The sequence below is a fragment of the Tibeticola sediminis genome, assembly GCF_003843835.1.
Classification (GTDB): Bacteria; Pseudomonadota; Gammaproteobacteria; order Burkholderiales; family Burkholderiaceae_C; genus Tibeticola; species Tibeticola sediminis.
On record NZ_RKQL01000005.1, the window covers coordinates 173,777 to 192,293 of the forward strand.

Here is an 18,517-nt window from a genome sequence, read left to right on the forward strand (position 1 = left end):
CTGTTCAGGGCCAGGCCGTGGATTGCGGCAAACCAGGATTTTACCGCGCTTTGGGTGTCGGCGCGGTCTAGGGGCTTCCGGGAGGTGCCACGCGCTCGATGAGTGCCGCCAGCAAGACCTTGCGCCCTTCGCCGGCGAGGATGTTGTAGGTGCGGCACGCGGCGCGGGTGTCCATCGTTTCGACGCCGATGCGCTCGCGATAGAGGCCAGCGAGCCACTGGGGATGCGGAAAACGCTGGCGTAAACCGCTGCCGAAAATCACCAGCTCGACGCCAAAGCGCTGCAGGGTCTCGAAGTGCTGCGCTTCGAGCTGTTCGAATGCAGCGCAGTTCCAGGCTTCGCGTGCGCCCAGGCTGCTGATGAGGACGCTGTCGTCGATGCGTTCGCCGTCGACCGCGATCCAGTCGGGGCCGTAGCCGGTGACGATCGGCACGTCGTAGCGGTCAGCGGTGAATTTCATGGTGGGCGAGCCCCGTGGCCGATGTGTTCAAATTATAGGTTTCCGATGCCCGGGCCAGGCGAGACGCGCCTTGCCTGAACACTGCCGTCCGGAGGGACTTTGAAGCCAATCCGCAAATCCGCCAAGCTCGCCAACGTTTGCTACGACATCCGCGGCCCGATCATGGACGCGGCGCGGCAGATGGAGGAGGAGGGCCACAAGATCATCAAGCTCAACATCGGCAACCTCGCCGTGTTCGGCTTCGATGCGCCCGAGGAAATCCAGCAGGACATGATCCGCAACCTGCCGAATTCGGCGGGTTACTCGGAAAGCAAGGGCATCTTCCCGGCGCGCAAGGCCGTGATGCACTACACGCAGGAGCAAGGCGTCAAGGGCGTGACTCTCGACGACATCTACCTCGGCAATGGCGCGAGTGAGTTGATCGTGATGGCGACGAACGCCTTGCTCGACAACGGCGATGAAATCCTCGTGCCTTCGCCCGATTATCCGCTTTGGACCGCCGCAGCGAGCCTTTCGGGGGGCACACCCGTGCACTACCGCTGCCGCGAAGAAGACGGCTGGATGCCCGATCTCGACGACATTCGCGCGAAGATCACGCCGCGCACCAAGGGCATCGTGGTCATCAACCCCAACAACCCGACCGGTGCTCTGTATTCGGATGCGTTGCTGCGCGAGATCGTGCAGATCGCGCGGGAACACCGGCTGGTGATCTTCGCCGACGAGGTCTATGACAAGGTGCTCTACGACGGTGCCAAGCACACGGCGCTGGCGAGCTTGTCGGAGGATGTGCTCACGCTCACTTTCAATTCGCTCTCCAAAGCCTATCGCGCCTGCGGCTACCGCGCGGGCTGGATGGTGGTCTCGGGCGACAAAAGGCCGGCGAAGGACTACATCGAGGGCCTGAACATGCTCTCGAACATGCGACTGTGCTCGAATGTGCCGGGCCAGTACGCGATCCAGACGGCGCTGGGCGGCTACCAGAGCATCAAAGACCTGGTGGGCGAGGGCGGGCGGCTGCGGCGCCAGCGCGACCTGGCGTATGAACTCATCACCGCGATTCCGGGCGTCAGCTGTGTCAAGCCGCAGGCGGCGCTTTACATGTTCCCGCGGCTGGATCCAAAAATTTACCCGATCGCGGACGATCAGCAATTCTTCCTCGAGGTGCTGCAGGAAACCCGCGTGATGTTGGTGCAGGGCACCGGCTTCAACTGGCCCGACCCCGACCACTTCCGCATCGTCTTTCTGCCGCACGAAGACGATCTGCGCGAGGCGATCGGCCGGCTGGCGAAGTTTCTCGAAACCTATCGACGCCGTCACGGCACCGATTGACACTTCTTTTTTAGTAGCAATACAGCGCCGGTATTCGCCGGGCTGGATGCGATTTTGTTGGAAAAATGGCTATGAAACCCATCCAAGTCGGCCTTCTTGGCATCGGCACCGTCGGGCGGGGCACCTTCGAGGTGCTGCGGCGCAATCAGGAAGAAATCCGCCGTCGCGCGGGCCGTGGCATCGAAATCACGATGGTGGCCGACCTCGACGTGGCCCGAGCCGCATCCATCGTCGGTGACGGCGTGGCCGTGGTGGCCGATGCTCGGGCCGTCATTGCGAACCCGGACATCGACATCGTTGTCGAGCTCATCGGCGGCTACGGCATCGCCAAGACTTTGGTGCTCGAAGCGATCGCTGCGGGCAAGCATGTGGTCACGGCCAACAAGGCGCTGCTGGCGGTGCACGGCACCGAGATTTTCGCGGCCGCGTCGGCCCAGGGCGTGATGGTGGCCTTCGAAGCCGCGGTGGCCGGGGGCATTCCGATCATCAAGGCGCTGCGCGAAGGGCTGACCGCCAACCGCATCCAGTGGATCGCCGGCATCATCAACGGCACGACGAACTTCATCCTGTCCGAAATGCGCGACAAGGGCCTGGACTTCGACTTGGTGCTCAAGGAAGCGCAGCGCCTGGGCTACGCCGAGACCGACCCGACCTTCGACATCGAGGGCGTGGACGCCGCGCACAAGGCGACGCTGATGAGCGCGATTGCGTTTGGCATTCCGGTGCAGTTCGACAAGGCCTATGTCGAAGGCATCACGCAGCTCGGCGCCCAGGACATCAAGTACGCCGAGCAACTGGGTTACCGCATCAAGCTGCTGGGCATCACCAAGCGTGCGGCCGGCGGCGTCGAACTGCGCGTGCACCCGACGCTGATTCCAGCCAAGCGGCTGATCGCCAACGTCGAGGGCGCGATGAACGCCGTGGTGGTGCACGGCGACGCGGTGGGGCCGACGCTCTACTACGGCAAAGGCGCGGGTGCCGAGCCTACGGCCAGCGCGGTGATTGCCGACCTGGTGGACGTGACGCGGCTGCACACGGCCGACCCGCACCAGCGCGTGCCGCATCTGGCCTTCCAGCCCGACGCGATGAGCGACCTGCCGGTGCTGCCCATGAGCGAGGTGCGCACCAGCTACTACCTGCGCCTGCGCGTGGCCGACGAGGCCGGCGTGCTCGCGCGCGTGACCGGCATCGTGGCCGAGGCGGGCATCAGCATCGACGCGGTGCTGCAGCGCGAGGCCGATGAAGTGCTGGGCGAGGGCGCCACCGCCACCGACCTCATCATCCTCACCCATGAAACTCGCGAAGGCACGATGAACGAGGCGCTGGCCCGGCTGCAGGCGCTGCCCACGGTGCTCGCGCCGATCGTGCGCATCCGCAAGGAAGAGTTGAACTGAGATGCTGTACCTGAGCACCCGCGGCCATCCTGAGCGCCGTCATTTCTGCGAAATCCTGCTCGAAGGGCTCGCGCCCGACGGCGGCCTCTACCTGCCCGAGCATTACCCGCCGCTCGACGCCGCGGCCCTGGCCCGGCTGCGCGGGGTCTGGCAGCGCGACGGCTATGCGGCGCTGGCGTTCGAGATCCTCTCGCTCTACATCGACGACATCCCGGCCGATGACCTGCGCGCGCTCTGCGAGCGCACCTACACCGCCGAGGTGTTCGGCACGCGCGAGATCGTGCCGCTCAAGCCGCTCGAGCCTGGGCTGATGCTCGAAGCGCTCTCCAACGGCCCGACGCTCGCGTTCAAAGACATGGCGATGCAGCTGCTCGGCAACCTGTTCGAGTACGAACTCGCCCGCCGCGGTGAGACGCTCAACATCCTCGGCGCGACCAGCGGCGACACCGGCAGCGCGGCCGAGTACGCGATGCGCGGCAAGAAGGGCGTGCGGGTGTTCATGCTCAGCCCGCATGGCCGCATGAGCCCCTTCCAACAGGCGCAGATGTACAGCCTGATGGACGAAAACATCCACAACATCGCCATCCGCGGCGTCTTTGACGACTGCCAGGACATCGTCAAGGCCGTCAGCAACGACCTCGACTTCAAGCGCCGCTACAAGATCGGCACGGTCAACTCGATCAACTGGGCGCGGCTGCTTGCGCAGGTCGTCTATTACTTCGCCGGGTATTTCCAGGCGACCGCCGACGACAGCCAGCGGGTGTCGTTCACCGTGCCTTCGGGCAACTTCGGCAACGTCTGCGCGGGGCATGTGGCGCGGCAGATGGGTTTGCCGATCGACCGGCTGGTCGTGGCCACCAACGAAAACGACGTACTCGATGAATTCTTCCGCACCGGCGTCTACCGCGTGCGCGGCAGCGCCGACACGCACGAGACCTCGAGCCCGTCGATGGACATTTCCAAGGCCAGCAATTTCGAGCGCTTCGTGTTCGACCTGATCGGGCGCGATGCCGCACGCTGCAAGGCGTTGTTTGGTGAGGCACTCGCGCGCGAGGGGCGGTTCGACCTCAGCCAGGACCCGGCCTTTGCGCTCGCCCGGAGCCGCTACGGGTTTGAGAGCGGCAAGAGCACCCACGCCAACCGTCTGGCCACCATCCGCGACGTGTACGCGCGCGACGGCGTCATCATCGACCCGCACACCGCCGACGGCGTCAAGGTGGCGCGTGAACACGGGAAGCCCGGCGTGCCGATGATCGTGCTCGAGACGGCGCTGCCGATCAAGTTCGCCGACACCATCGTCGAGGCCTTGGGACGCGAGCCCGAGCGCCCGGCGCGGTTTGTGGGCATCGAGGATCTGCCCAAGCGCGTGCAGGTGCTCGATGCCGACGCCGAGGCGGTCAAGGCGCTCATCGCAGCTGCGGTTTGATGCTTTTTCGGCCCCATGCCAGCGTGAAATGGTCGGATGTTGCTCTCAACCCAGATTGTCCATTCGGCGGCCCTACGGGCCTACGCACGCCCTGGCGGTCGCTTTGCGGCGTCTTCGCCCCCGTGCTCGTCGCCAATAGACTCGGCTATTGGCTCCTCCCCCGTGCGCGAATCCACTCGCAAACCGCCGCGCCATCTTCGTGCGTCCCAATGGACAATCTGGGCTCAAAAAATGAATCATCGACAGGGGTCGCTATGAAAGTCGTCGGCTTTGCGGGCTATTCGGGCTCGGGCAAGACCACGCTGGTCGAGCGGCTCATCCCCGCGCTCAAGCTGCACGGGCAGCGCGTGTCGGTGGTCAAGCATGCGCACCACCGCTTCGACATCGACCATCCCGGCAAAGACACCTTCCGCCACCGCGAGGCGGGCGCCTTCGAGGTGGTGGCCGCCTCGAGCCGCCGGCTCGCCCTGATTCGTGAGTTCGAGCGCGAAGGCGAACTCACGGTGCACCAGCTGATCGCGGAACTCTGGCCCGGCGTCGATTGGGTGCTGGTCGAAGGCTACAAAGACAGCGACCTGCTCAAGATCGAAGTCTGGCGCGCGGCCTCGGGCAAGCCGGCGCGGTACCCGCATGACGACTTCATCGTCGCCATTGCCACCGACGACCCCTCGGCCCTGCCCGAGCCCACCGGTCTGCCGGTCCTCGACCTCAACGACGCCGACGCGCTCGCGCGCTGGCTGATCGCGCACGGTGAGCGCTTCGAATACGACGCCGCGCTGTACATTTGAACCTAAATCCGGCAGTTGACCGCTACTCGCCGAAAGCAAGATGCAGAGGTTCCAACGATTTTTGGTGCAAAATCCGTTCACCGTTCGGGTGAGCGCTGCGCACCCGTTCGAGTCGCCCTCGGGCGCGGGGGCGGCGTTGCAAATCCTCGCCATGACAAGCGCCATGGCTGCGGTTTGCGCCTTGCCCGCGCGCCCGATGACGGCCCGCTCGGGCGCGCCCAACTGCCCGATTTAGGTTGAAACACAGCGTTGCAAGATTGCCGCCGCGCCTTGCGGCCTGTCCCGGAGTTCGCTGCCATGACCCATGTTCCGCCCTATGCGCCCCCTGCGCCTGCTGAGGCCGCGTCGAACGACGCGCACCGTGCCGCGCCCTTGGCGACGCCACCGGCGCGCGCGCCGCTGCGCCCCCTCGACGACGCGCTCGCCGCGCTTCTGGCCACCGTCTCGCCGCTCGCCCGGCGGGACTTCGTCTCCACCTTCGAGGCCGACGGGCGGGTGCTCGCGCAAGACCTGATCTCCTCCTTGCACGTGCCGCCGCAAGACAACTCGTCGATGGACGGCTATGCGGTGCGCGCCGCCGATGTCAGCCACCCCGGCGTCGTGCTGCGCGTGTCGCAGCGCATCGCCGCGGGGGACGCGCCGCAGCCGCTCGAGCCTGGGACGGCCGCGCGCATCTTCACCGGCGCACCCGTGCCCGCAGGTGCCGACGCCGTGGTGCCGCAGGAAGACACCGAGGCGGTCAGCGGCGACGTTCACGGCGTGCGCTTCCTCTCGGTGCCGCGCGCGGGCCAGTTCGTGCGCCGCGCCGGCGAGGATGTGGCGCGCGGTGCGACCGTGCTCACGCGCGGCACGCGGCTCAACCCCGCCGCCCTGGGGCTTGCGGCAAGCATCGGCGCGGCGCGGCTCGAAGTCGTCGCGCGGCCTCGGGTGGCGCTGTTTTCGACCGGCGACGAACTCGTCATGCCCGGCGAGGTCGCGCCCGAAGCGCTGCCCGCCGGCGCGATTTACAACTCGAACCGCTTCTTTCTGCGCGCGCTGCTGCATCGCCTCGGCTGCGAGGTGAGCGACCTCGGCATCGTCCCCGACCGGCTCGACGCCACGGTCGCAGCCTTGCAAAGCGCGGCCGACCATCACGACCTCATCCTCACCAGCGGCGGCGTCTCGGTCGGTGAGGAAGACCACATCAAACCCGCCGTGCGCACGCTCGGCGCGCTCGACCTGTGGCAGATCGCCATCAAGCCCGGCAAGCCCTTCGCGCATGGCCATGTGCGCAGGGGCGCCAACAGCCTCCATGCCTCCGGCCCGCACTGCCACTTCATCGGTCTGCCTGGCAACCCGGTCTCGAGTTTCGTGACCTTTCTGGTGCTGGTGCGGCCGTTTCTGCTGGCTTTGCAAGGCGCGCCGGCGGGTCTGCCCGCGCCGCTGTGGCTGCCCGCGCACTTCGACTGGCCGCGGCCCGACAAGCGCCGCGAATTCCTGCGGGTGCGCCGCAACGCCCAGGGCGGGCTCGAGTTGTTCCCCAATCAAAGCTCGGGGGTGCTCACCTCGGCGGTCTGGGGCGACGGTTTCGTCGACAACCCGCCGGGCCAGGCCATTCGGCACGGCGACCGGGTCGCCTACTGGCCGCTCCAGGGCCTGATCGGCTAAGGGCACGCGCCCCAGGAACCGCCCCATGGCCACGCCCGAACCGCCGGTTTCCCCTGCGCCCTTGGCGCAGCCGGTACGGCCGCGGTTTCGGCGGATTTTGGTGGTGCGTTTTCTTGGGGTGGCGTTGGCGTTGCTGCTCGCGTTTTTGCTCATCGTCGTGTTGGTCGTCGTCGCACCCTTGGCGCAGCGGCACGCCGAAGCCCTGTTTTCGAGCCAGACGCAGACCGTGCGCGCCGAAGTGGCGACGGCGTTTGACGATGTGGGCGGTCTGCAAACCCTGCTGATCGCGGACTGGCAGGCCAATCCGCCGACGCTCGATGCGCCCGAAGCCTTCATCCGGCACGCGCGCGGCGTGATGGCGGCGCTGCCGGCCGCGACTTCGGTCGTGCTGGGCAATGAGCGCGGACAGGGCTGGCTGTTGCTGTGGCGGGCCGACCGTCAGGAATGGTGGCTCCGCCTGACCGATCGCGAGCGCTGGGGCGACGAGCATCGCTTTGTTGCCTTCGACCCGCAGGGCCAGGAGCTGCGCCGCTGGCGTGAGCGCCTGCCCTACGACCCGCGTGAACGCCCATGGTACCGGCTGGCGACCGGGCAACCCGGCGTGACGCGCTGGACCCACCCCTATGTGTTCTACACCACGCGCGAGCCCGGCATCACCGCAGCCCGCGCCTGGCGCGCCCGCGACGGAAGTCTCTGGGCCCTGGGATTCGACCTGCGGGTGCAGGAGATCCAGGCCATCGCCGAGCGCCTGTCGCGGCCTCTTGAGGGCCGTGTGGCCATCGTCGATACCTCGGGCGATGAATGGCTGGGGTTGGCAGGTGCCGCCGTGTCCTTGACGCTGGGCGTGGCGCCTTCGGGCGAGCCTGAACTGATGCGGCTCGATGCGGTGCCCGATCCGGTGCTGCGCGCGCTTGTCGCACATGCCAGCGACGCCCAGGCCGTCCACACGGCGTGGATCACGGGGCAGCCCTGGCTCTGGACGCGTCAGCCCGTGGCTTTGGGGAAGGAGACGCTCACTTTGTTTCTGGCGGCACCCTGGATGAGCTTTCTGCCGCCGCTTCGGTTCTGGATGGGGGCGCTGCTGCTCTCGATGGTGCTGGCCATGGCGGCGGCTGCGGTGTTCATGCGCCGCTGGGCGCTCGAGCTTTCGGGGCCGATCGAGACGCTCGCCGATGCGGCTCATCGCATGGCGGCTTTGAGCTTCACCGATTCGGTGCGCACCGACTATTCGAGCGCCGAGCTGCACACGCTGGCGCGCGCCCTCAACCACCTGCGGCGGCGCCTGGCGGTCTACACCGCGCGGCTGCGGGCACGCGAGGTGGATCTGGCGCGCGAGGTCGCCGCGCTGCGCGCTGCGGAACAACGGTTGCTGCACATCGGGCTGCACGACGCGCTGACCGACCTGCCCAACCGGCGGCTGCTGATGGAGCACCTGCAGCATGCGCTGGCGCGCGCCGATCGGGGGGAGACCTCGATTGCCTTGCTGTTCATCGACCTCGACCGCTTCAAGGAAGTCAACGACACGCGCGGTCATGAGGTCGGCGACGAGCTGCTGCGCGCAGTGGCGCTGCGGCTGCTCCATCATGTCCGCGCGGGCGACCTCGCCGCCCGGCTGGGCGGGGATGAATTCGTGCTGCTGCTCGAGGGCGTCAGCGCCGAAGTCGCGATCGAGCGCACCGAGGATGTGCTCGAGGCGCTGCGCGCGCCGCTGGTGGCGGGCGGCGAGCGCTGGTCGCTGGGCGCCAGCATCGGCATTGCGCTTGGGCCGCGCGACGGGGCCGACCCCGGGACGCTGCTGCGCCATGCGGATGAAGCGCTCTATCGCGCGAAAGCGGCCGGCCGCAACCGCTGGGTGCTGTATGAGCGGGGCTTCAGCCAGTCGACCGAGGCCACGCGGGCCTTGCGGGTCGCACTCGAGGCGGCCTTGCAGGGCAGCGGTGCGGACGGTCTCGAGCTGTGGTGGCAGCCGCAAATCGCGCTCGATTCGGGCGAGGCGGTCGCGGCCGAGGGCTTGCTGCGTTGGCGGCATCCGCAGCGCGGGCTGGTTCCGCCGGCAGAGTTCATCCCGCTCGCCGAGGATGCGGGTCTGATGCCCGCGCTCGGCTGGCGCGTGCTCGATCTGGCGTTGGCGGCAGCGCCCGAATTGGCGCGCGCGCAACCCCGTTGGCGGCATGTGGCGGTCAACGTTTCGGCGCGGCAGCTCGAGCTGCCCGACTTTGCCGACCAGGTGCTCGAGCGTCTCGCGCGCACCGGCTGGCCCGCAGAGCGGCTCGAGTTGGAAGTCACCGAGTCGGTGCTGCTCGAAAGTGCCAAGGGCCGGGGGCATTTGGAACGCCTGGCTGCGCACGGCGTGCGCCTGTCGCTCGACGACTTTGGCACCGGCTATTCGTCCCTGTCTTACCTGCGCCAACTGCCCTTCGATGTGGTCAAGATCGACGCGAGCTTCGTGCGCGATCTGGGCACTGGCGCGCAGGCCGACAGCCTCGTCGAGGCCCTGATCGCCATGGCCAAGGCGCTGGGCCTGGAACTGGTGGCCGAAGGCGTCGAAACCGAAGCACAGCGGGCGTTCCTGGCCGCGCGGGGCGTCGATCTCGGGCAGGGCTATCTCTGGTCGCGGCCGCAGCCACTGGCGGCTTGGCTCGGGCAGCGCTGAATGCGTTCGATCGTTTCGATCGGGTTCGGCTTATGATGTTTGGGCTATGCCGAACATCCACGTCCAACTCCGCTTTTTTGCCTCGCTGCGCGAGGGCCTGGGGATTTCCGAACTTGCGCTCGACACTTCGGCGACCAATGTGGGCGAGCTGCGCCAGGCGCTGGTGGCGCGCGGTGGGGCTTATGCCGAGCTGCTCGCGCCGGGGCGGGCGGTGCGCGCGGCGGTGAACCAGGTCATGGCCGATGAGAACCATCCGCTGGCCGAGGGCTGCGAGGTCGCCTTCTTTCCGCCCGTGACCGGAGGTTGAACGCCATGGGCACGCCGCGGGTGAGCGTCCAGACCGAGGATTTCGACCTTTCCACCGAAGTCGCGCGGCTGCGCGCGGAAAAGAAGGGCGTGGGCGCGGTCTGCGCGTTCGTGGGCACGGTGCGCGACCGCAACGAAGGCGTATCGGTCTCGACGATGGAGCTCGAACACTACCCCGGCATGACGGAAAAGGCCATCGAGGCCATGATCGACGAGGCGCACCAGCGTTTCGACATCCTCGGCGCGCGGGTGATTCACCGCGTGGGTCTGCTCGAGCCGCTGGACCAGATCGTGCTGGTGGCGGTCATCAGCGCGCACCGCGACGAGAGCTTCCGGGCCTGCGAATTCCTCATGGACTACCTCAAAACCCAGGCGCCGTTCTGGAAGAAAGAGCAGACGCCCGAGGGCGCGCGCTGGGTCGATGCCCGCGTGAGCGACGACGCGGCGCTGGCGCGCTGGGGCATCGCCAGCCGCAATACCTGATCGGCCCTGCGCCCCTTGACCGGCGTTAAAGCTGCCGCGGCGGCTGCGCCTTGAAATCCTTCCGATCCGGCCCAAGTTGCCGAGTCAACGGAGGATTTCCATGCGAATCGACAAACTCACCACCAAATTCCAGGAAGCGCTGCAGGAAGCGCAGACGCTGGCCATGAGCAAGGGCCATGCGTACATCGATCCGGCCCATGTGCTCGCCGTCATGCTGCGGCAGCAGGATGGGCCGCGTTCCTTGCTGGAGCGCGCTGGCGTCGACGTGCGTGCCCTGGAGGCAGCCGCCGATGCGGCCGTTGCCCGTTTGCCTGAGGTTCAGGGCCAGGACCAGGTGCAGGTCGGCCCCGACCTGCTGCGCCTACTGCAGGCGGCCGACAAGGAAGCGCTCGACCGCGGCGACGACTACATCGCCAGCGAAATGTTCCTGTTGGCGCTGGAAGCCGACAAACGGCTGACCCTGGCCGACGAGGCCCGCAAGCTCGGCCTCAACCGTAAATCTTTAGACACCGCCATCAACACCATCCGAGGAGGACAGAAAGTGGACAACCCCGAAGCCGAAAGCCAGCGCGAAGCGCTCAAGAAGTACACCCTCGACCTGACCGAGCGCGCCCGCAACGGCAAGCTCGACCCGGTCATCGGCCGCGACGACGAAATTCGCCGCACGATTCAAATCCTGCAGCGCCGCAGCAAGAACAACCCGGTGCTCATCGGTGAGCCCGGCGTGGGCAAGACCGCCATCGTCGAAGGGCTGGCGCAGCGCATCGTCAACGGCGAAGTGCCCGAGAGCCTGCGCGACAAACGCGTGCTCTCGCTCGATATGGCCGGGCTGCTCGCCGGCGCCAAGTACCGCGGCGAGTTCGAAGAGCGGCTCAAAGGGCTGCTGAAGGAAATCGCGCAGGAAGAGGGCAAGATCATCCTCTTCATCGACGAAATCCACACCATGGTGGGCGCCGGTAAGGCCGAGGGCGCGATGGATGCGGGCAACATGCTCAAGCCGGCGCTGGCGCGCGGCGAGCTGCACTGCATCGGCGCGACCACGCTCGACGAGTATCGGAAATACATCGAGAAAGACGCTGCGCTCGAGCGCCGCTTCCAGAAGGTGATGGTCGATGAGCCCACCGTCGAGCAGACCATCGCGATCCTGCGCGGCTTGCAAGAAAAGTACGAGCTGCACCACGGCGTGGACATCACCGACCCGGCGATCGTCGCCGCGGCCGAGTTGAGCCATCGCTACATCACCGACCGCTTCCTGCCCGACAAGGCGATCGACCTGATCGACGAGGCGGCAGCCAAGATCAAGATCGAGATCGACTCCAAGCCCGAAGTGATGGACAAGCTCGACCGGCGGCTGATTCAGCTGCAAATCGAGCGCGAGGCACTCAAGAAAGAGCACGACGAGGCGTCGCAAAAGCGCCTGGCGATGATCGAGGAAGAAATCACCAAGATCAAGAAAGAGCTCGCCGACCTCGAAGAGATCTGGCAGGCCGAAAAAGCCGCCGTGCTCGGCAGCAAACAGATTCGCGAGGAAATCGAGAAGCTCAAGCTGCAGATCGAGGAGCTCACGCGCAAGGGTGACTTCAACAAGGTCGCCGAGCTGCAATACGGCAAGCTGCCCGAGCTCGAGCGTCGCCTCAAGCAGGCGCAAGAGCAGGAAGCCGCCGCCGGTGGCGAAGGCAAGCCGCGCCGTCTGCTGCGCACGCAAGTGGGCGCGGAGGAAATCGCCGAGGTGGTCAGCCGCGCGACTGGCATTCCGGTCTCCAAGATGATGCAGAGCGAGAAAGACAAGCTGCTGCACATGGAAGAGAAGCTGCACGAGCGCGTGGTCGGCCAGGACGAGGCGATCGTCGCGGTCTCCAACGCCATCCGGCGCTCGCGGGCGGGTCTGTCGGACCCGAACCGGCCCACCGGCTCGTTCCTGTTCCTCGGCCCCACCGGCGTGGGCAAGACCGAGCTGTGCAAGGCGCTCGCCGGCTTCCTGTTCGACAGCGAAGAGCACCTGGTGCGCATCGACATGAGCGAGTTCATGGAGAAGCACTCGGTCGCGCGTCTCATCGGTGCGCCCCCGGGCTATGTGGGCTATGAAGAAGGCGGCTACCTCACCGAGGCGGTGCGTCGCAAGCCGTATTCCGTGCTGCTGCTCGACGAGGTGGAAAAAGCCCACCCCGACGTGTTCAACGTGCTGTTGCAGGTGCTCGACGATGGGCGGCTGACCGACGGACAGGGCCGCACGGTGGACTTCAAGAACACGGTCATCGTCATGACCTCGAACATCGGCTCGCCCATCATCCAGAACATGGCCGGGCGGCCCTATGACGAGATCAAGGACGCGGTGACGGACGAGCTGAAGAACTACTTCCGGCCCGAGTTCCTCAACCGCATCGACGAGACGGTGGTGTTCCATCCGCTGGACGCCAAGCACATCCAGTCGATCGCCAACATCCAGCTGCAAGCGTTGCGCGAGCGGCTGGCGAAGATGGATCTGGATCTGCAGGTCACGCCCGCGGCGCTCGAGGAGCTGGCGAAAGTGGGCTTCGACCCGGTGTTCGGCGCGCGGCCGCTCAAGCGGGCGATCCAGCAGCGCATCGAGAACCCGCTGGCGAAGCTGCTGCTCGAAGGGCGCTTCCCGCCGAAGTCGGTCATCACCGTCTCGGTGGACCCGGTGCGCGCACCAGGCCAGTTCATATTCAGCGGCGGCGTCGCCTGATCGGCCCTGCACCACGGCCTGTGCTAGACCCCCAGCCCTCGGGCCGGGGGTCTTTTTTTTCGCCGGGTCGATTGGGGCGAGCCCTCTAATCGGGCGGCGGCGGCGCTCCTATGATGGCTAAATGACGCACAACCCACCACCGTTTGCCATGCCCATGCACGCTTTGTTCGACGCCCAGTTCCGTGCCAGCCGCGCCGAGATCGATCCGCCGCTCTCGGTGCGACGCGACCGGCTACACCGCATGAAGAAGCTGATCGACGGCCACGGTGCGGCCCTGCATGCGGCCGTGGAGGCTGATTTTGGCGTGCGCTCGCCGGGTCTGACCGAAGTGGCCGACTTGTTCGTGCTGCGCGCCATGCTCGGCCATCTGCAGCGCCACCTGCCGCGCTGGATGAAGCCCACGCGGGTGGCCACGCCCGTGTACTTGCAGCCGGCCACAGCCTACATCCAGCGTCAGCCGCTGGGCGTGGTGGGGGTGATTTCCCCGTGGAACTATCCGATCCAACTCGCCTTGGCTCCGGCGGCTACGGCCATGGCCGCGGGCAACCGGGTCATGCTCAAGCCCAGCGAACTCACGCCGCGCACCTCGGCGCTCTTGGCTGAACTGGTGCGGCAGCACTACGCGCCGGAGGAGTTTTGCGTGATCGAGGGCGACGCGCAGGTCGCGGCTGAATTCGCCTCGCTGCCTTTCGATCACCTGTTCTTCACCGGATCGACCGCGGTCGGTCGCAAGGTGGCGGCTGCGGCGGCGGCCAACCTCACGCCGACCACGCTCGAACTCGGCGGCAAGTCGCCCGCCGTCATCGATCGCTCGGTCACCATGGGTGACGCGGCCCTCAAGATCGCCCACGGCAAGCTGCTCAACGCGGGCCAGACCTGCATTGCGCCCGACTATGTGCTGCTGCCCCGCGGCATGGAGGCCGATTTCGAGCGCGCCTTTACCCAGGCAGTCGCTCGGCTGTTCCCAAAAATTATGGGCAACGGCGACTACGCCAGCGTCATCACCGAGCGCCACCTCGCGCGGCTGCGCGCGCTGGTCGATGAGGCCCGCTCTGGCGGTGCGCGCGTGGTCGTGGTCGACCCCGCAGGCGGCGCGCTCAATCAGCTGCACATCGACCCCGAGACGCGCCAGATGGCGCCGGTGCTGCTCTTTGGCGCGCAGCCCGGGCAGCGCGTGCTGGAGGAGGAAATTTTCGGCCCGGTGCTGCCCGTCGTGCCCTACGACACGCTCGATGAAGCCATCGAGGCGATCAACGCACGCCCGCGGCCGCTGGCGCTGTACTGGTTCGGCAGCGATATCGCATCACGCGACGCGGTGCTCAACCGCACCGTCAGCGGCGGCGTGTCGGTCAACGACACGCTCATGCACATCGCGCACGAGAACCTGCCCTTTGGCGGCGTGGGCGAAAGCGGCTGGGGCGCCTACCACGGCCACCGCGGCTTCCTGACCTTCACCCACGAAAAATCGGTGCTGGTGCAGTCGCGCTTGGGGCTGGGGCATCTGTTCTACCCGCCCTACGGCGCGCGCTTCCGCCAGGTCACAGGCTTGCTTCGGAAGATTCTGTAGCGGACGTAACGGCGTCGAGCGCGCCCTCCGGCAGCATGGTGGCGAGCCGCAGGCGGATGCCCTCGGCACGCTCTTCGCCGGCAAGCGCCTTGACATGCGCAAGCAGCAGCCACGCCGACTCGACCAGTTCGGCCACATCGCGGGCTTGGCGGAACAAGTCGCGCAACTGCTGCGCACGCTCGGGCTGGGCGCGCGCAAAGAAGCGCTCGGTCATGTCGAACAGGTACATACGCGCCGCGGCGACGGAGCGGCCGTGCGTGAACCGGTCGGCCACCGTGGCGACGCGGACCGGGGGCTCGGCAACCACCGGGTCGTCGGGCGGAGGCTCGGCTGCCACAAGGTTCGCGGGCTGCAGGTAGCCGCCCTGCAGCAGCGACTGCAACGGATCGGCGACGGGCTGACCCATGAGCGCTTCCAACTCCCGCAGGCTGCGCTGTCCATTGACCAAGAGCAGCAAGGCCCGTTGCCGGGGCGTCAGTTCACGCCCGCGCTGGGCCAACACTTCCAAGGCTTTTGAGGTCTTTTCAAAGATCGGCTGGGCTCGCATGGCAACCTCGCACGTTTTCGGTGCGCCAGAACCGGACGCTTCGCCCGCCGATCTTCACTCAGCGCTGTGACAGGGCCATGAAGCTCGTGTTTCAAGAATTTTTCAGCGCTTGCCGGCGTGAAATCGGCGATGTTCGCTCTTAAAAAAAGAGCGCGTGACCAGGCTGTCCAGGGCCGGCCGCGCCGCTACTCCAAGGCGGCGCGCGCCCCGGCTCACTTCACCAACGGTCGCACATGGCTGAAGCCGCCATCGACCGGCAGCACATGGCCGGTGATGCGGCTGGCAGCGTCTGACAGCAGCCAGGCCATGGCTTGCGCGACCTGATCGGGTGTTTGCACGCCGCCGAGCGGATATTGCTTGCCCGCGCCTTCACGCATCGCCGGGACTTTGAGCATGCCCGCCGTCATCGGCGTGTCGGTCATGCCCGGCGCCACCGCGTTGACCCGCAGCCCCAGCCCCGCATAGGTGGCCGCGGCGCTGCGCACCAGCCCTTCGACCCCGGCCTTGGCCGCGGCGATCGCCTCGTGGTTGGCGACACCGATGCCGGCGACCACCGAACTCACCAGCACGGCGGCACCCGGCGCCTGCGCTGCGCGGCGCGACTCGATCCACGCGCCGAGCATCGCGAGCGCACTGTCCAGGTTCACCCGCAACACCTCGCGCCACTGCGCCGGGGTGGTGCGGTGCAGCGGCGCGATGAGCGTGCTGCCTACGCAGTGCGCCAGATGCGTGGGCGCGCCAAGCTGCGTGCTGCACGCCGCGATGGCCAGCGCTGCGCCTTCGGGCGTGGTGGTGTCGGCGGCAATGCGCGCCTGCGCTGGGACGTCTTCGAGCAGCGCGGCGTCGCGGCCGACGGCGGCGACGCGCCAGCCCTCGGATTGCAGCTGATGGCACAGCGCGCGGCCAATGCCGCCGCGGGCGCCGGTGATGAGCACGATGGGGGTGGATTCAGTCATGGAACGGTTCTCCTCAAGGGATGGCGAGACACCTCGGCCCAGTAGGCCGAGAACGATCGGCAGCGCGTCGCGGGCTCGGGCCAGGGCGCTGGCAGCGTCAGCAGGCCGTGCGTGAGATAGGGCGAAAGCCGGGTGACCGCGCCGTTCAACCTAAATCCGGCAGTTGACCGCTTTGAGCTGAATACAAGGTGTTGATGTTTGAACCGTTTTGGGTGCAAAAGCCGTTCACCGCTTGGGTGAGCGCTGCGCACCCGTTCGAGCCGCCCTCGGGCGCGGGGGCGGCGTTGCAAATCCTCGCCATGGCGAGCGCCATGGCTGTGGTTTGCGCCTTGCCCGCGCGCCCGACGACGGCCCGCCCGGGCGCGCCCAACTGCCGGATTTAGGTTCAAATGGTTGCGGCTGCGCGCATAGTCGGCTGGCCGCATCGCGGCGAGGCGCGCGCGGGCCGCCTCGATCGTGGGCGGGAAGTCGTGCAGAGCGTCGAGCGCGGCGGGTGGCGTGTTCATGACCCCTCCCGCAGCAGCTGCGCCTGCGTGCGGATGGCCTCGCGCTCGGCCGCATCCAGCCGGGCGAGGTTTTTCACCTGCATCACCGTGCGCGGATTCGCCGCCAGCCGCGCTTCAAAGCGCAGCAGGAAATCCCAATAGAGCGTGGTGTAGGGGCAGGCGCGCGGGCCGGTGCGCAGCGCCGGATCAAAACGGCAGCCGCGGCAGTAGCTGCCTGCGCTCATGCGTTCGATGTATTTGCCGCTGGCGATATAGGGTTTGCTCGCCATCCGGCCGCCGTCGGCGAACTGGCTCATGCCCAGCACATTGGGCAGCTCCACCCACTCCACCGCGTCCACATACACCGCCAGAAACCAGGCGTGCACCTCCCGCGGGCGCACGCCGAGCAGCAGCGCATAAAGGCCGATGACCATCAGCCGCTGAATGTGGTGCGCGTAGCCCAGGCGCAGGGTTTGCCGCAGGGCGTCGCGCAGGCAGGCCATGTCGGTTTCGCCGGTCCAGAACCAGGCAGGCAGCGGCAGGTGCGCACCCAGGGCGTTGCCCTCGAGGTAGCCTGGCATCTGCGTCCAGTAGATGCCGCGCACGTATTCGCGCCAGCCGAGGATCTGGCGGATGAAGCCCTCGGCGCTGGCCAGCGGCACCGTTCCGTCGCGCCAGGCGGCTTCGGCCGCGGCCACCACCTCGCGGGGGTGGAGCAGCTTGAGGTTGAGCGCGGCCGACAGGCGGGAATGCCACAGCCACGGCTGCGCGGGCCAGAGCGCGTCCTGCCAGCGGCCGAAGTCCGCCAGTCGGTGGGTGATGAAATCCTCCAACTCGGACAGGGCCTGCGCGCGGGTGAGGGGCCAGTCGAAGTCGTCCAGCGCGCCGGGGTGGCCGGCAAAACGCTCGCGCACCAGCGTGATGACCGCTCGCGTGACCGTATCCGGCGCGAAGCCCAGTGGCGCGGGCACCGGGGGTGGGCCGCTCGGCGGGAAGGCAGCGCGGTTGTCGGCGTCGAAATTCCACTGCCCACCGGCGGGCTGGTCGCCGTCCATCAGCACGCGGTGGCGGCGGCGCATCTCGCGGTAGAAGAACTCCATGCGCAGGCTCTTGCGCCCCTGGGCGTGGGTGGCGAAATCGCGCACGGTGGCAAAAAAATGCCGGTCGTCGCGCAGCTCCAGAGGCAGCCCGAGCGCACGCGCCTGCGCACGCAGCGCCTGCAGCACCCGCCAGTCGCCCGGCGCGGTGAGGATGAGTGCCGCCGGGCGCAGCGCCTGCACCGCACGGGCCAGTTCGCCGGCGAGCGTGCCGGTGTTGGTCGCATCGTCCAGGCGTGTGTGGTGCACCGCCCAGCCGCGCGCAGCAAGGTCCGCAGCGAAATGGCGCATGGCGGCGAGAAAGAGCGCGATGCGCGGCTGGGAGGACCAGACATGGGTCGATTCCTCGGCGACTTCGGCCATCCAGACCGCGTCGCACGCGGGGTCGAAGCCGTCGAAGGCGCTCGACGCGGCATCGAGCTGGTCGCCCAGCACCAGGACGAGATGGCGCAGCGGTTGCGGCACGGGGCGCGGGGGCGCGTTCATCCGCCGCCGTCCGGTTGGGTGCCGCGCTGTGACTGGGCCTGGCGGCGGCAGGCCTCGCTGCAGTAGCGCACCTGTTCCCAGTTCTTGGCCCAGGCGCGGCGCCAGCTCATGGGCCGACCGCAGACGGCGCAGGGTTTGCTGGGCAGGCTGGCCTTGTTGCCCTTGTAGCCGGTGGGTGGTTTCATT

General features: G+C 67.5%; 17 protein-coding genes. 12 read left to right on the forward strand and 5 right to left on the reverse strand.

Annotated features, from left to right (window positions below; translation table 11 throughout):
• Positions 1-67: 67 nt before the first annotated feature.
• Positions 68-460, reverse strand: a complete 393-nt coding sequence (locus EDC62_RS10870; RefSeq protein WP_124223606.1) for an Mth938-like domain-containing protein — start codon at positions 458-460, stop codon at positions 68-70.
• A 99-nt stretch (positions 461-559) separates the two neighbouring features.
• Here EDC62_RS10870 and EDC62_RS10875 point away from each other — a divergent pair, with 99 nt between their 5' ends.
• The 11 genes from EDC62_RS10875 (at position 560) to EDC62_RS10920 (ending at position 14,760) form a co-directional block, all read left to right on the forward strand.
• Complete coding sequence (locus EDC62_RS10875) at positions 560-1,789, forward strand: pyridoxal phosphate-dependent aminotransferase (protein WP_124223608.1); 1,230 nt, start codon at positions 560-562, stop codon at positions 1,787-1,789.
• 71 nt (positions 1,790-1,860) lie between these two features.
• The gene (locus tag EDC62_RS10880) at positions 1,861-3,183 is read left to right on the forward strand and encodes a homoserine dehydrogenase (RefSeq protein ID WP_124223610.1); all 1,323 of its coding nucleotides are present in this window, start codon (positions 1,861-1,863) and stop codon (positions 3,181-3,183) included.
• 1 nt (position 3,184) lies between these two features.
• Complete coding sequence (gene thrC / locus EDC62_RS10885; protein WP_124223613.1) at positions 3,185-4,609, forward strand: threonine synthase; 1,425 nt, start codon at positions 3,185-3,187, stop codon at positions 4,607-4,609.
• Positions 4,610-4,818: 209 nt separating this feature from the next.
• A complete protein-coding gene (gene mobB, locus EDC62_RS10890; protein WP_124223616.1) occupies positions 4,819-5,397 on the forward strand; it encodes a molybdopterin-guanine dinucleotide biosynthesis protein B in 579 nt (192 codons plus the stop codon).
• Positions 5,398-5,461: 64 nt separating this feature from the next.
• Complete coding sequence (locus EDC62_RS13025) at positions 5,462-5,632, forward strand: hypothetical protein (RefSeq protein ID WP_170159064.1); 171 nt, start codon at positions 5,462-5,464, stop codon at positions 5,630-5,632.
• Between the two features lie 62 nt (positions 5,633-5,694).
• Entirely contained in the window at positions 5,695-7,044 is a 1,350-nt protein-coding gene (locus tag EDC62_RS10895) for a molybdopterin molybdotransferase MoeA (RefSeq protein WP_124223619.1), read from the forward strand.
• 25 nt (positions 7,045-7,069) lie between these two features.
• The gene (locus EDC62_RS10900; RefSeq protein ID WP_124223622.1) at positions 7,070-9,697 is read left to right on the forward strand and encodes a bifunctional diguanylate cyclase/phosphodiesterase; all 2,628 of its coding nucleotides are present in this window, start codon (positions 7,070-7,072) and stop codon (positions 9,695-9,697) included.
• A 55-nt stretch (positions 9,698-9,752) separates the two neighbouring features.
• Positions 9,753-10,004, forward strand: coding sequence for a molybdopterin converting factor subunit 1 (moaD, locus tag EDC62_RS10905; RefSeq protein WP_124223776.1), 252 nt, complete (start codon positions 9,753-9,755; stop codon positions 10,002-10,004).
• Positions 10,005-10,009: 5 nt separating this feature from the next.
• Positions 10,010-10,486, forward strand: coding sequence for a molybdenum cofactor biosynthesis protein MoaE (locus tag EDC62_RS10910; protein ID WP_124223624.1), 477 nt, complete (start codon positions 10,010-10,012; stop codon positions 10,484-10,486).
• A 100-nt stretch (positions 10,487-10,586) separates the two neighbouring features.
• Entirely contained in the window at positions 10,587-13,193 is a 2,607-nt protein-coding gene (gene clpB, locus EDC62_RS10915) for an ATP-dependent chaperone ClpB (protein WP_124223627.1), read from the forward strand.
• 121 nt (positions 13,194-13,314) lie between these two features.
• Positions 13,315-14,760, forward strand: coding sequence for a coniferyl aldehyde dehydrogenase (locus EDC62_RS10920; protein ID WP_124223630.1), 1,446 nt, complete (start codon positions 13,315-13,317; stop codon positions 14,758-14,760).
• Here EDC62_RS10920 and EDC62_RS10925 read toward each other — a convergent pair.
• Both EDC62_RS10925 and EDC62_RS10930 read right to left on the reverse strand, forming a co-directional pair.
• A complete protein-coding gene (locus EDC62_RS10925) occupies positions 14,732-15,307 on the reverse strand; it encodes a hypothetical protein (RefSeq protein ID WP_124223632.1) in 576 nt (191 codons plus the stop codon). The two genes, EDC62_RS10920 and EDC62_RS10925, sit on opposite strands and share 29 nt — an antisense overlap.
• 212 nt (positions 15,308-15,519) lie before the next feature.
• A complete protein-coding gene (locus EDC62_RS10930; RefSeq protein WP_124223635.1) occupies positions 15,520-16,263 on the reverse strand; it encodes an SDR family NAD(P)-dependent oxidoreductase in 744 nt (247 codons plus the stop codon).
• Between the two features lie 194 nt (positions 16,264-16,457).
• On the opposite strand from EDC62_RS10930, the gene EDC62_RS13035 reads away from it, so the two are divergent.
• Positions 16,458-16,646, forward strand: coding sequence for a hypothetical protein (locus EDC62_RS13035; RefSeq protein ID WP_170159057.1), 189 nt, complete (start codon positions 16,458-16,460; stop codon positions 16,644-16,646).
• A 119-nt stretch (positions 16,647-16,765) separates the two neighbouring features.
• Here EDC62_RS13035 and EDC62_RS10940 read toward each other — a convergent pair whose 3' ends face one another.
• Complete coding sequence (locus EDC62_RS10940) at positions 16,766-18,331, reverse strand: cryptochrome/photolyase family protein (RefSeq protein ID WP_124223637.1); 1,566 nt, start codon at positions 18,329-18,331, stop codon at positions 16,766-16,768.
• Positions 18,328-18,516 (reverse strand): DUF2256 domain-containing protein, encoded by a 189-nt coding sequence (locus EDC62_RS10945; RefSeq protein ID WP_124223639.1) that lies wholly within the window; start codon positions 18,514-18,516, stop codon positions 18,328-18,330. The genes EDC62_RS10940 and EDC62_RS10945 overlap by 4 nt, the downstream gene beginning before the upstream one ends.
• Between the last annotated feature and the right edge of the window lies 1 nt (position 18,517).